The organism is Leptospira sp. GIMC2001, from assembly GCF_028462125.1.
Taxonomy (GTDB): Bacteria; Spirochaetota; Leptospiria; order Leptospirales; family Leptospiraceae.
The window spans coordinates 229,330-244,046 of the sequence record NZ_CP115468.1 but is presented as its reverse complement, the minus strand read 5'-3'; the positions used below and the strand labels follow the sequence as shown (position 1 = coordinate 244,046).

General features: G+C 33.3%; 8 protein-coding genes. 7 read left to right on the top strand and 1 reads right to left on the bottom strand.

Annotated elements, in window-relative coordinates; genetic code table 11:
• Window positions 1-7: 7 nt before the first annotated feature.
• From O4O04_RS02645 to O4O04_RS02615, 7 genes are all read left to right on the top strand, one after another.
• The gene (locus O4O04_RS02645) at window positions 8-1,048 is read left to right on the top strand and encodes a phosphotransferase family protein (protein ID WP_272533985.1); all 1,041 of its coding nucleotides are present in this window, start codon (window positions 8-10) and stop codon (window positions 1,046-1,048) included.
• A 23-nt stretch (window positions 1,049-1,071) separates the two neighbouring features.
• Window positions 1,072-1,509, top strand: coding sequence for a DUF6285 domain-containing protein (locus O4O04_RS02640; RefSeq protein ID WP_272533983.1), 438 nt, complete (start codon window positions 1,072-1,074; stop codon window positions 1,507-1,509).
• Window positions 1,509-2,216 (top strand): histidine phosphatase family protein, encoded by a 708-nt coding sequence (locus tag O4O04_RS02635; protein ID WP_272533982.1) that lies wholly within the window; start codon window positions 1,509-1,511, stop codon window positions 2,214-2,216. Before O4O04_RS02640 ends, O4O04_RS02635 begins: the two co-directional genes overlap by 1 nt.
• Before the next feature lie 2 nt (window positions 2,217-2,218).
• Window positions 2,219-3,322: an AraC family transcriptional regulator gene (locus O4O04_RS02630; RefSeq protein ID WP_272533980.1), complete on the top strand. Its 1,104-nt coding sequence runs from the start codon at window positions 2,219-2,221 to the stop codon at window positions 3,320-3,322.
• Between the two features lie 64 nt (window positions 3,323-3,386).
• Window positions 3,387-4,235 (top strand): sterol desaturase family protein, encoded by an 849-nt coding sequence (locus O4O04_RS02625; RefSeq protein WP_272533978.1) that lies wholly within the window; start codon window positions 3,387-3,389, stop codon window positions 4,233-4,235.
• A gap of 104 nt (window positions 4,236-4,339) precedes the next feature.
• Window positions 4,340-5,104 (top strand): sterol desaturase family protein, encoded by a 765-nt coding sequence (locus O4O04_RS02620; RefSeq protein ID WP_272533976.1) that lies wholly within the window; start codon window positions 4,340-4,342, stop codon window positions 5,102-5,104.
• A gap of 49 nt (window positions 5,105-5,153) precedes the next feature.
• On the top strand, window positions 5,154-6,650 hold the full coding sequence (locus O4O04_RS02615; RefSeq protein ID WP_272533974.1) for an ABC-F family ATP-binding cassette domain-containing protein: 1,497 nt from the start codon (window positions 5,154-5,156) through the stop codon (window positions 6,648-6,650).
• A gap of 12 nt (window positions 6,651-6,662) precedes the next feature.
• Here the strand turns inward: O4O04_RS02615 and O4O04_RS02610 are convergent, their stop codons facing one another.
• Window positions 6,663-14,714, bottom strand: a complete 8,052-nt coding sequence (locus tag O4O04_RS02610; protein WP_272533972.1) for a hypothetical protein — start codon at window positions 14,712-14,714, stop codon at window positions 6,663-6,665.
• Window positions 14,715-14,717: the final 3 nt, after the last annotated feature.

The window sequence follows — 14,717 nt, the reverse complement described above, 5'->3', positions numbered from 1 at the left end:
GGTTCGAATGGAACGCAGTGAGTGGAAATCGAGAGTAGAAAACTACCTCCAAGATAAATTTGGTTCAGATATTCAAGTTACTTATTGGAAAGAGCTTAGCGGTGGAGCCTGCCAAGACAATATTGCATTAGACTATAAGCTGAATTCACGCACTGAAAGTCTTGTACTGCGCACAGACAAAGCAGCTTCTTTATTATCATCCTTACCTAAGAAATCAGAATTCCAAGTAGCCGAAACAATTTACAAGTCTGGAGCTCTCACTCCAAAACCCATATTGTACGAATCAAATACAGAAGTATTAGGCAACCCATTTTACTTAATGGAGAGAATTACAGGCAATGCAAACAGCCGATACTTAATCAAAGATAACTCACTCAATCAATATCGCAAAAAAGGTATGGCTCAAGACCTGGCTCGCAATCTAGCCAAAATTCATACAAACACAATTGAGAATTCCCATTTCGATAAGGACACTTTAGTTTTATTAGGGGAAACTAACAATGAATTGTATATAAAAAGTTCGATTGATAAATTGAAAGAAACGATCAATTCTCTTGGTGAGCCCCATCCTGCTATTGCAATTGCAATCAATTGGGTCGAGTCCGTCATCGATCAATTCAAACCAACTGATATTTGTTTGGTGCATGGAGATTTCCGAACAGGGAATTTTATGGTTACACCTGAAGGACTAACCGGGATCTTAGATTATGAATTTGCTCACTGGGGAGACCGTCACGAAGATATAGGTTGGCTATGCATGCGAGATTGGCGATTTGGAAAGGTAATGAAAGAAGTAGGTGGATTTGCAGATCGCAAAGAATTCTATGATGCATATGAAAATGCCAGTGGTGTTGCAGTAGATCCGAAGAAGGTTTGCTTTTGGGAAATTATAGGGAACCTCAGATGGGCAACTGGTTCTATTCAGCAAGCAGAAAGACATCTCAGCGGTAAGGATAAAGGAATCGAGCTTGCTGCAATTGGCAGGAGAACTTGTGAAATGGAATTTGAAATGCTCAATTTAATTGAGAAATTGGAAAAATTAAATTAATTCAATCACTTAGGAGTGCGATCATGCAAGATAGACCAAATGCAAATGAACTTTTAGAAGCCATACAAGATTTTCTCATCAAAGAGATTATGCCAAAAGTAAAAGAAGATGATTCTTTATCCTTCAAGACTTTGATAAGCTGGAATATGTTAGGTGTAATATCAAGAGAGATTAAGAATGAAGAACCAAATCTTCTAGAAGAATTCACTTCCCTCGTCAAAATTCTTGGTAACAGATTTATATATGAAAGTAGGAATTTTTCTAATTTGGATGAATCCGTTCAATTTTTCGAATCCAGTAATCTTAAAATCAAAAAAGCCATTCTAGCCGAAGGCAACAAATTATTAACTGATTATATTATTCAGAATAATGTTTTACCTTCTCAATCAATTATTTTGAATCATATTCGTGAAACCTTAAAGAACAAATTACAAATATCGAATCCTAGGTATGCACTATAATGGGTTATATTTATGTAGTTCGTCATGGACAAGCCGACAGTCTAGGCAAGAATTATGACCAACTTACTGAATTAGGCCATGAACAAGCTAGATTGCTCGGAGAATATTTCTTACAATTTCGTATTGAATTTGATTTCATTGCAAGTGGAACATTGAACAGACAGATTCAAACTCTCAAAGGAGCAATTGATCCATCCGTAAATAAAGGGCATTGCATGGCAAAACCGGAAACATTTTCCGACTTAAATGAATTTGATCCTCAGTTATGGATTCATATTGCAAATGAAATTCGTAAAGAAGATCCAGAATTCGCAAAACAATTAGAGCGCTACAAAGTTTTACAATCTGCAGGTAGAGAGAGTTCGCGAGAAATTTTCATGAAACTCATTCAACGGATTCTTGGGGAATGGGTTGAAGGAATTCATACGGAACCATATTCATTCGAGGACTATCATGATAAAGTTTTGAATATTCTAAATCACATACCGAAAGATGCAAGTTCCGTACTTCTAGTTACATCTAGCACTCCGGTTGCAGTTATCGCTGGGCATTCGATTGGACTTGCGAAAAGAGACTATCTTCCTTTAATGAGATGGATTTCCAATACTTCATTGAGCGTATATCAATGGGAAGGTGGCAAAATTTCTCCAATCACTATTAATAGCTTTCCTCATATAGAGAATCCAGATCAGATGAGTTTGCTTTAGAATTGGAAGCTGGATTCTTTCACTATTTATCTTTTTTTGGATCAGGAGTTGCTTTATTATTCTCGTTGGGATATGCAATCACACCTATATCCTCAACAAAAAATCGACAGCTATCCTTTGCACTCTTACTCGTGGGAATTTTTCTTGCTCATACATTTTATATAAGTTCAAATATCTTTCAGTCATTTCCTTATCTCTATTGTTTACATCTTCCCATTTTATTTTTATTCGGTCCTATTTTAGCCAGGTTGTTCTACTTATTCTTAGAAGGCGAAGTACCTTACTGGCTTGAATCCAGACTCCATTACATACCTTTTGTTCTGGGTATTCTATTCTATTTGCCTTCAAGTTTGCTTCCTATTGTTGGAGATCCAGATCGATTCCACCGCTTGATGATCGCAGACGTCACTAGGAGAATTGATTTACCAATCAAATTATTATCATTTCTTGGTTGTTTATCTTTGATGATGTACATTTTGCACTCGGCTTTTCACTTCTTGCATATATTCCGATTGTCGAATCTCTGGCGCACTCCCGCAGTACGTTTTTTTCTAATCATACTTTTACTTGCGAGCTTTGGAACCATTGGTGGATTTATTATTTCACTTGGATATGTGAGAATCGGTATAGGCATTGGAATGAGTTTTCTTGCGTCAATTGTTCCTGCTCTATATCTAATTCAATCTTTTTACCCTTCGCTTTTCCAGGATGTTAAAATCGCCATCGAAGAAGAGAAATATAGAATATCTCATTTGAAAAATCTAGACATCAATGAGGTCACAGAAAGAATCAATAAATTATTTTCAGTAGAGAAAATTTACTTAGAAGATGAATTAAATTTGTCTATTGTCGCAGAAAAATTGAATATCACAACCCACCAGTTGTCAGAATTCCTCAATCAAGTAGAAAAAAAATCATTCAATCAATATGTTAATTCACATCGTATTGAGTATGCATGTAAATCCTTGATTCAAAACCCAGAATGGCCAACAATCCGCATTGCCTATGATTCGGGCTTTCAATCTAAATCTAGTTTTCATGATGCATTTAGAAGGGAAATGAATATGACTCCGACAGCATATCGTAAGAAAAACAGTCCAGAATGATAAGTTCGGACGACAGATCTTCCTGAAATCTGTATAATAAGAGAATAGATTTTAGGAGATTGATATGGTTCATCAATGTGATTTAGATTTAAACTGCTTTCTTGGTATTTTGCAATTTCAATTTACAATGAATGTTGTAAGATATTTTCCAATCGCCGGAGGAATATTTCTATTAATCTGGGTTTGGAAGAAAAATTATTTTCAACCATATAGAATTCAGTTGAATTTTCCAAAAAAGGAAAAAATATTTTTCGAAATCAAGCAATCTTTTACGACCTTAATCATGTTTACCTTAGTTGCGATTGTGAATATCACTCTCGCAAAAATGAAAATCATTCCATCGCAAGTTTATTTCTCGATTGATGATAGAAGTATTGGCTATGCGATTTTGTCATTTGGATTGATATCAATCTGGCATGAGACTTGGTTCTATTGGATGCACAGATTGGTTCATACGAAAAAACTATATCATATAATTCATTCAGTCCACCACAAGTCAGTCAATCCTTCTCCACTAGCCGCCTATAATTTCCATTATCTTGAGGCTTTTCTCGAAGCATTGTATCTTCCTTTATTTATAATGTTTGTTCCTATGAGTTTTCAAATTTTAATTTTTCATACATTTGTTGCAATGATACTCAATATCTTTTTTCATACTGGATATGAATTTTACCCTAAGGGATGGGCAAGTCACCCAATTCTAAAATGGATAAATACTCCCACACATCACAATCAACACCATTCGAAATTTCATGGAAACTACAGTCTATATACAAACTTTTGGGATAGAATTATGGGTACAAATTTTCCGGATTATGAGAAATACTATGAATCGATTGTTGAACGAAGAGATTTGGCACTTGAAGAAAGAATCAAAGAAAGATCTGGATTAGGTGAATTTGTAGTCAAATAATTAGAAGAAAAGATCCATTTTCATACCAATATTTTGAAAATAGATCATTCATTAGCAAACAAAGTTGTAATTTAAAATTCGCATATTAATAAGGAATAAATTTTATGGAATGGGAAAAGTATTTAGCAGTTTTTGGTCTAGCAACAGGTATGTCAACTCTGCGCTATATTATTTTCGCAGGTATTGCCTTTGTAATTTTCTGGATTGTATGGAAGGATAAGTTTCACAAAAGATGGATTCAACAAGATCGCCTTCCAGATATGAAGAAGGTGAGACATGAAATAATTTATTCACTTCTGACGATGATAGTATTCGGACTTGCCGGTGTATTCATTCTTTTTATGAAAGAAAACGGATGGACGATGTTATATAAAGATATTTCTGAATATGGTTGGGGATATTATGCATTGAGCCTCATTGGTTTGATACTATTTCATGATACATATTTTTACTGGACTCATAGATGGATGCATCATCCAAAAATTTTTCGTCATGTTCATCTTGTGCATCACAAATCCACAAATCCTTCACCATGGGCTGCATTTTCCTTTCATCCTCTTGAAGCAATTGTTGAAGCTGGAATAGTACCTCTTGCTGTTGTTCTATTTCCATTGCATGGACTCACAATTTTTTCCTTCTTAATCTATATGACCTTTCTGAATGTATTAGGACATTTAGCGTTCGAAATGTTCCCTAAAAACTTTCTAAGACATTCAATATTAAAATGGCATAATACTACAACTCACCACAATATGCACCATCGTTATTTCAATTGCAATTATGGATTATATTTTAATTGGTGGGATCGATGGATGGGAACTAACCATGCAAATTATCGTGAAACTTTTGAAGAAGTTACGAATCGATAGAAAATATTTTTTAAATGCCACCCTGGACTGATTTTAAAATCTATCCTTAATGATTCATTTATCGAATATACAGCATTCATTTGGCAAGCAGACATTATTTGATGATCTAAGCTTTAGTATAAATACAGGCGAAAAGGTAGGCTTGGTCGGCCGCAACGGGCATGGCAAATCCACACTCATCGGAATGATGATGGGAAATATTGAACCAGATTCGGGAACAATCACCAAACCCAAAGGATATAAAATTGGGCATTTAAGTCAGCATTTAAAATTTACTATGCCAACAGTACTGGAAGAATGTTCGCTAGGTTTGCCAGAAGGTGAAGAATACAATACTTGGTTGGTTGAGAAAGTTTTGTTTGGATTGGGGTTTGCTGAGAAAGATATGGAAAGAAGTCCAAATGAATTCTCGGGTGGATATCAAATCAGAATGAATCTGGCGAAATTACTTGTATCCTCACCTAATATGTTAATGCTGGATGAGCCGAATAACTACTTGGACATCGTGACTATTCGTTGGCTTGAAGAATTCTTACGAGAGTGGGAAGGTGAAATTGTTCTGATCACGCATGATCGAGCATTTATGGATAATATTGTTACACATACAGTTGCAATACATCGAAGGAAGGCAATCAAAGTCCAAGGTGATACGGACAAATTGTACAGCCAGATCAATCAATCAGAAGAAATTTATGAGAAAACTAGACTAAACCAAGAAAAGAAACGTAAACAAGAAGAAGTCTTCATTCAAAAATTCAAAGCGAAAGCAAGTTTTGCAAGTCGAGCACAATCCAGAGTTAAAAAATTAGAAAAGCAAGGTGTAATGAAAGAACTCGAAAAAATTGAGGATCTTGAATTGTATTTCAATAACGCGAGTTTTGCGGCAAAAGAAATGGTATCAACGCAAGAAATAAATTTTTCTTATGATGGAAAAACTCCTTATCTCATCGAGAATTTTTCCTTGAGTGTCGGAAGCAGAGATCGGATATGCATAATTGGAAAGAATGGAAAAGGGAAATCCACATTATTGAAGTTGCTTGCAGCCGAACTAGAACCGGTATCTGGAAAAATATCCAAACATCCATCTTTAAAAGAAGGTTATTTCGGTCAGACCAACAAACTAAATTTAAATGAAAGTAATACAGTAACTGATGAGATTAAATCTGCGGATCCTTCTTGCACGGAAGCCAAAGCAAGAACTATTGCCGGTGGATTAATGTTCTCTGACGATCTAGCTCTTAAGAAAGTGAAAGTTTTATCAGGAGGAGAAAAAAGTCGCGTTTTATTGGGTAAGATTTTGGTTGCACCAGCACATATATTATACTTAGATGAACCAACTAACCATCTAGATATGCAAGCATGTGATTCTTTAATTGAGGCAATTGATAATTTTGATGGATCAGTAGTTATGGTTACTCATGATGAATCTCACATTCGAGCCGTTGCTACAAAATTGGTAGTCTTTGATAATGATCAGGTTTCAATTTATCCAGGTGGTTATGATGATTTCCTCGAAGACATTGGTTGGTCCGACGAGAAAAATTAATTTCTAGTTTCTTCAATCATTGATAAAGGTATTAGTATAAGGCTTCCATCCATTCCAATAACGATCTTCTTTCCAATCGTTTCGAACTGCTTGAAAGCCAAGGTAATAGCGTGGTAATAAATTATAAACTCTTCCGTCGTTGATTAGGAATTCCTTCAAAAAGAAAGCAGTGTGAGTATCTTCCTGATAGACATTATTCAAAACTCCGGCTCCATAGTGCAATTGATCTAGAAATCGCATAGAGTGTACAAAATCATCTGATTTCAATGATGTATTTGCAAGATGTGCGCCTATAAGTATCCAAGGTGAATTTCTAACATCAAAAGATCTCAAACTTTCAAGTGAATTATTACCGTAGTAAATTTGCTTTCCGGATTTGAGTTCTAATATCTCCTGCGAAATATTTATAGTTGGAATATTGCCTTTATTATTGAGTTTAATTTCCAAATTTTCTAGCTCTTTCAATAATTGGTCACCTTTTCTAGAATTCTTTTTAGATGATTGATCATGAATCTTAGAACTAAAACCAGGACGGAATTTATCCTTTAATGAAATTGATTTTCTACTTACCATCAATTCTGGATTCAAGACAAAATAGAAGCGATCTAGTCGATTAGGCTTAATAACAATTTTAAAATGATAAGAAGGTAAATACAAATAGGATAATTTATTATTCTCCAATTTTAGAAATTCCCTATATTTGTTCTCAAGCCCTTTTTGCTTGAGAACATTAACACCTTCATCTTTTATCGAAAAAATATAATCCAAAATATCAAATTTAATAATTCTGTTATCATCAATAACTTTACTTGCAGATATCTTTTTGGAATCAATATCAATTAGATAGGATTCAATTCCTAAATCAATAATAGATTTGAATGACTGCTTCGTGGGTAGTTGTGTAATTATTTTTTTAGATATGGATAATTTTGGGATATCAATATTCGAAACTTTAGGCTCTCTACCCAAAGTCTTTCGATTATAAGAAGCAATTTTATCGTTTAAAAAAGCTAAATCTAAAAAAGAAGTCAGATTATCACCTTTAAGAGATTTTCGCATCATCAGTTGTATAAGATCCGATACTTCACTTCTATTCGCATCATCTAATATAAAATTATTATCTTTAAAGAATACTCTAAGGTATTCCATAAAGTCTTGAGTATCTGATGAATTGATAACTTTCGAATATATTGCAAACCAAGCATTCCGATCATTTCGAAGAAGTACAAGTTCTCGTTTGGACAAATTAATATCTTCATATATCAAGGACAACTTAGCTTTGATTAATATGTATGTTTGCTGAATCTCTTTCTGAGGACTCTCAACATCATCCTCATATTGATCTAAATATTCTCTGGCATTAATGTAGTCTCCACGATAATAGAGAGCTCGAGCCCATTCTAACTTCATCCAAGCAGCCCGATTCTCATGTCCTAGATAATTCTCTGTTTGAAGCAAAAGATCAAATTGTCTATTGAGTTCATTTCCTTTTTGAAAAGAAATTGAACGAGATAATATATAAAATAAAAAATTTCTATCCTGGTTTGATAACCGAATCAAGGAAGTCTTGCCATCTTTAAGAAATAGAGGAGATAAATCTAATGGTTCGAAATCAGAGCTACTCTCCAATTTCTGGTATGCTAAATAAATTCTTTGCAAATAGTTTCGAATATAATAATCTTTTTCTATTTTTAACTTCTTATCCAATTTATAATTATAATCAGCCCAAGCTCTCATCCTTGCATCAGAATATATACTATCACCTATATCATAAGGAGGAAATTCCCCTTTTATAAAAAATCTTTCTTCATAAATCTCCGCACGGACATCATTTATATATTCCAATTCATTCTTGCTATCTGCATGCTCTCGCGCTAATTTAGAAAAGTAAGTTGCTTGCTCCCAGTAAAAAGCTCTAGAGAACATATTCGCCAATGCTAAAAGGCGTAAATAAGGATCGCCTAATAATTTTAATTTTAAAAATGAATTGTAATTATTAAAAACAAACTTATTGTTTTCTTCCTTTAAATTCTTATAAAAAGTAATGATATCCTTTTCTTCAGAAGTTATATAATTACTAGTCATCAACTTTGAATAGGATTCAATGCAATCAATTTCTATCTTGGATTCATAACATTCTAACAATAAGTTTAAAAGTATTTTGGATTCTTCTACTGAATCTTCTTTAAATTTGCTTTTCAATCTATGGAAATAATATAGCGGTTCTTCTTTTGATTTCAATCTGCTATTGATTCTAGCGATATTAATCTCAGATTCTAATTGAAGTTCTTTATCACTCTCCCCTATCATAGAATTAGCAGATAATAGATATTTCATGGATTCTAAATATTCTTTATTCTTCTCCTCGACGATTGCCAATTTCGCAAATTCTAAGTATTTCTCTTTGAATCTTTTATCGTTATCATCTATCTTCGGTAAAGGTTCTCCAATAATTGTAACTTTCTCTTCCTGTAAAATTCCACTAGCGTCCTTGATTGCAGAAAGAATCCTGTTTCTTATTCTTTCACTATCCTCATTCCCTTCTATAAGGATTAATGTTTTAACGCCTGCGAAATGTAAAGTATCGAATAGAAAACCCATCTTAAGAAAGTTGTCGCGACTTCTGCGATAATTATTAATTATTACTATAGGAATATTCCATTGGTTTTCTATGATTTCCTTCATATTAAGAAAACCTGGTCTTTTCTCTCCGAGAAAGAATTTTCTATTGGCAAAATCGGTTGATCCTTCAATCACATCTGTATCTGTTAAATACAGTTGTAAATCATTATATGGGATTATTCGATAATTCAGTTTTCTTAATGATACTCCTTCTAATTCAGCAGGTTTTATAATTCTTTCCAGTGGAGAGAATAGGAAATAATCCAGAATCGTATCTTCTTTTCGAACGTTTGAGTCAATACTTGTTATCCTTCTCAGTCTCTGAAGTTGATTCGGATTCTGTTTAATCATTTGACTGAGACGAAATAGATAACGTATCTCATACTTTTCATTCAATAATCCATTATCTACTGCAAGTCGATTGAAATCTAGGGAATGCATAATGGGATCTGGTATAAGGATTAATTTCTTAACTGAGGGAAATTTTTTTAGAACTTGTGATAAAATATTTCCAAGTTCAATCATTGAATTCACATCATCTAAATCGAATTCTAAGTTAGTTCTATTTCCTTGGAAGTAAGTAGAAATTATTAGCTGATGTCCACTCTCGAAAAAATTAAGTATTATCTCATCCTTTGCTTTATTAAATTGAATCGTGTTTGGTTTATCAAACCAACTTAAGATATCCATTCCTACCGGTAAAGATTGCGAAAATTCTGATAGTTCAGAGAATAACTGTTGATAGTTAGCTGCCTTTTCATTTTCTAATGATCTTATACTTTTATCATTGGATAGATTCCTTTCTATAGCGCGAATGACTTCTCGATCTGTTTGAACGTGACTTCTAATTCGCGCCACTTTCTGAAATAGCTTCTCATCTTGAAAATCCAGTTTATTGATTAATAACTGACGGAAAAATATTGCACTATAGAATTTTTCACGATCGGAATTAAGATCATAAATTTTTCCTAACTTTACATTTATGTCCAGTTTTAATTTGAATAGATTATTAATGAGTAATTCATCAATTTCTAGGAATAGACCAGGCGATTTTTTAAGTAGATTTTCAGCTTTGGAATTATATGATGCCGCAGTCAAATTATCACTTTGATGCTTACCGTACTTATAATAATATTCTGATTGAAGAAGATAGATCTGTAAAACCTCTCTTTCAAAATGAAACTCATTTGCATAGTAAAACGCATCCGTAATTTTCTTTTCGAAATTTTTTCTATCGCCGATTCTTAAATACGTTAAGGCAATAGCAATTTTCAATCTAGACCTTTCTTTATTAGTAAATGGGTCTTTTGCTAGTCCTTGTTCAGGTTCATTTACATTTGCGGGCTCATTTAAAAGTTTGAGTGCCTTTCCATAATAAGAAAAAGACTCAACCATTTCATTTTTGTGCATTTTTATCTCGCCCAAGTAGAAATAATTATATCCTAACAAAACATCAAATTGATGAAACTCCTTATCAAAGTAATCATCACAATTTTTTATAATATCAGATTCCGGTTTATATCCCGAAGTATTCATTTTATTTGAGCGATTTACATTGAGACAATTCACCATTTCCTTTTCTCTTAGTTCATGGAGAAAATCAATCTCCTTGCGAAGTGTATCCTCTAAGCTCGAAATCTCATCTGAATTTTCTTCAAAATGGGAATATAATGAAATTCCTGCTCTTTTTAAGAATTTGAATGCAGTCTTATCTTCATCTTTCGAATAGTATAATTGAAATTCTTTTAAATACAATGATGAAGCTTCCTTATAATTACCACGAACGAACTGATTGTACGCAAGTTCATTCATTGTATTATCCAAAATGCGATCACCCATCACATATCTATCCATTGAATGAGACTCTATAAATTTTTTACGATCGTCAATCAGAAGAGAGGTCATAGTAAAATCGCGGGTATCAATATGATTCTTAATCCGAATACCTTGAGTGAGAAGATTAGAGAATTCTAAAGGCATTTCTCCAGGAAATCGTCCATCTCCGATTACACGATTCTTATCTGGTAAAATTACATTCCAAATGGAAAATGGCCTCCAATTAAACCTAGGTTTTTCCAGTTCATATTCGTTCTCAGCAAATTTTAGATTATCTTCCGATAAATCATATTCTCCAATTTTTTGATAACAAATAGCTATTGCGTTATACAAATTAATATCATTAATTCTTCCTGAATACCCATTCATTTTTACCGCCGTGGAAAATGATGAAATTGCATCTTCATATTCTCCAATCTCCATTTGGGAAATTCCAACTAAAGCATGCAGAATAGCTAATTTGTTTTTAGTGTCAGCCAGTACTGTGGCGGAATCATTAACAGATACATTTGGATAATACTCTTTATTATAATATATATTTATTGCCTTGCGAAAAATTGGAATGCTATCTTCTGATTTGCCGTTATAAACCAATGCTCGACCATAATTAAAATAAAACATAGATTCTTGTTTATAATTTTCAAATCGAGATTTACTAATAATCGCTTGCGAAAATTTACTAACGAGCTCATAGCTTTGAAGAGCACGTTTATGATTATTTAATAGGAAGTAATTATTGCCAAGATTTAAATGAATGTCAAATAAAGTTTTCTTATCTACCTTATCACCCATGAATTCAAGTAATTGAAGATATAAATCTACATTTTGTTCTAAATATTTTTCTGGAAAACTTGCATTATAAGTATCCGCGAAAACCTCGCTTTCTATATCTTCCTCGGGAAAAGCTATTTCATTCTTTCGAATATCAATGTACTGATGAAGCCATCCTAAGAGTAAGTAGGCATCTATAAAAGTAGGATCTGAATAAATAATCCAATACAATTCCTGTTCAGCTCTTTTTAAATCCGCAAGGATCGCTTTTTTTCGTACTGCTGTAAGAGAGTTTACTTGTTTATAATACTCTTCTATGCGGGCAGAGCGCATTATGAGAAAATATGCATATCCAAAAATTGTCGGCCTATCTAGGATTTCTCTAGCATGATCTAGTCTATCCTCGAAATTTTTTTCTGCATTATTTATAAGGGCATCATCAAAATATTCTAAGTATTGAATATCTCGAAAATCTCCAAAGATTCTGAAATACTTTGAACTAAATATTTTCGAAAGATTTACGGTTGTATTACCTTGTATATCTAACTTCGAAACAATATTTACCTGCGATAGTATGGAGTCGTCATCTTCTGTGATGTTTGATCGAGCCTCAACGAGAACCATGTCCACATACTTTTTTTGAAAATAAGTTCCATATCGCTCGATTAAATTTTGTATTGGAACATGATTTTGAATCGAGTAAGATAGTATTTCATCAATTCTACTGTATGTTTTAACAGATTTGTCAAATTCACCATCTATCTCATAAATGCGAGCTTGAGATTCAAAAAATTGCAAAGAACTCTCTAGTTGATCGGAATCTACCTCAATACCAGACTCATAATTGTAATTCTTGACAAACTCAATTATTTCTTTCTGACTTTCTTCTATCAAGCCAACATCTTGAAATTTCTTGGCTTCAAGTAAGTCCGATGCTAAATAAACATACCCACCTGGTCGGATTGTCTTCTTATAAGACTCGATCAATTCTATACATTCTTCATTGCGACCTAAATTGTTCAATGCCTCTGCTTTTGCATATTTTAATAGGCCGATTAATTCCGGATTATCTATTAAATTTGATTGAGAAATTAATTTCTTATCAATCTTCTTAATGCGTTCAGCGTAGTTTTTTGTTTCTCGATATTCGCGCAATATATCCTCGATAATTTTGCGAGTATCCTCACGGGTTGTTGTTTCTTTACCCATGAGGTCAATATAATATTGAGGGATTATTGAAGGATTTACATCGAATTCTCTAGTCCCAAGTTTGATTTTTAATGAATCAAGATCATAAAAATTTGGATACCTCGTGATGATATTCTTTCTAATCTGATAAGCTCGCTCATAGTCTTTCTTGGAATCATAAGCCTCTGCGATTTTGAACAATATACCTTGACTCAATTGCGGATGAGCTCTCTTATCAGCAGCCATCTCATCATAGTATTGAATCAACTGGGGAAGTGGGTCTTTACCAATTCGGCGCTGTTGATATTCCCAAGCTAGCGCATAAGATAATCCTTCGTTAGGGTCAGATTTAGAATCTAACATTACCTTAAGCAGGTTTTCTCCTTCAGTAATTCGTCCGCTTTGGAAATAATTTTTTACCAACTCTATATCGGATTTGGATCGATATAGGTAGAAAAGATTGTCACTACCGAAGAACTGCTCAATTGCATCAATGGCTAGTTTATTGAAATCCAGTGATATATCATTATAATATTTTGTGAACTCAAATTGACTTTTAATGTTATCTTGTTTTGGAATGACACCATCAACTGGAATAAAGTATATGTTTAGAGCATTATCTAAAGCAGCTGTAAATAAAATACTTCCTCCATTTAAGTTAGAATATCTTGTATCAAATAAAGAATAATTGCCTGCAGTCAACTCAACTGATTTGCCAGAAAATAAATCATATCGAATAATAATAGCATTGTCTCGTCCTTCCAATTTTCCATTTCCGTTAGTATCTTTTCTAATCGAAGAGTAGATAAGATATCTACCATCATTAGAAACTGTTGGGCTGAGGTCTTTATAAATGTCTGTAGTTATTCTTCTTTCCTTTAAACTAAGAAGATCAACTTCATATAATTCACCTAACGAACTATCTTTGTAGGATAAATAAAATATTTTGGAATCATCGAAAGAGAATGCAGGTGAAGTTCCACCATCATAAGTAATTTGACGAATAGAATAATTGCTAGCTGTATCGATTAGAGCAATATTAGTTCTACCTCTATCGAACCGAGAAGTAGTGAATGCTATGAACCTACCATCGTGAGACCATATCGGATCTGTATCAATCGCTCTAATAATGCGATTCGCATTCTCATATTCTGGATTAGTTACAACTATAAAATCCTTATTACTTAGTGGCGGCTTTCCTCTTGAATAATTATCCTTTTGTTTTTCGAGATCTAACTTTACAACTACAATATCACCATCCGAATCATATTCTTCAGTCACATAGGCCAACTTCTTTCCATCTGGACTGATCCCAGGTTTCGTATCATTTGATGGGTGATTCGTTATCGCAATAGTTGAAGAACTTCCCAAATTACGATAATATATATCATAATTACCCTTAGCATTGCTCGCAAAAAATAAATTGTTTCCATCAATAGTAGTCGAAGCGTAGCTATTGATTCCATTTTTTACTGTAAGAGGGAATGGCTTTTCGTTATGTGGGCCGCTATGAGCTCTTGATAAAGAGTCATATTTAAATTCTATAGCAGAAATTTTATTAGGTCGATAAAAAACCACAGAACAATTCTGCGATACAAAAACTAAGAAGAATAGAATTAATATTTTATTTTTTAGAATAAATATCATCGA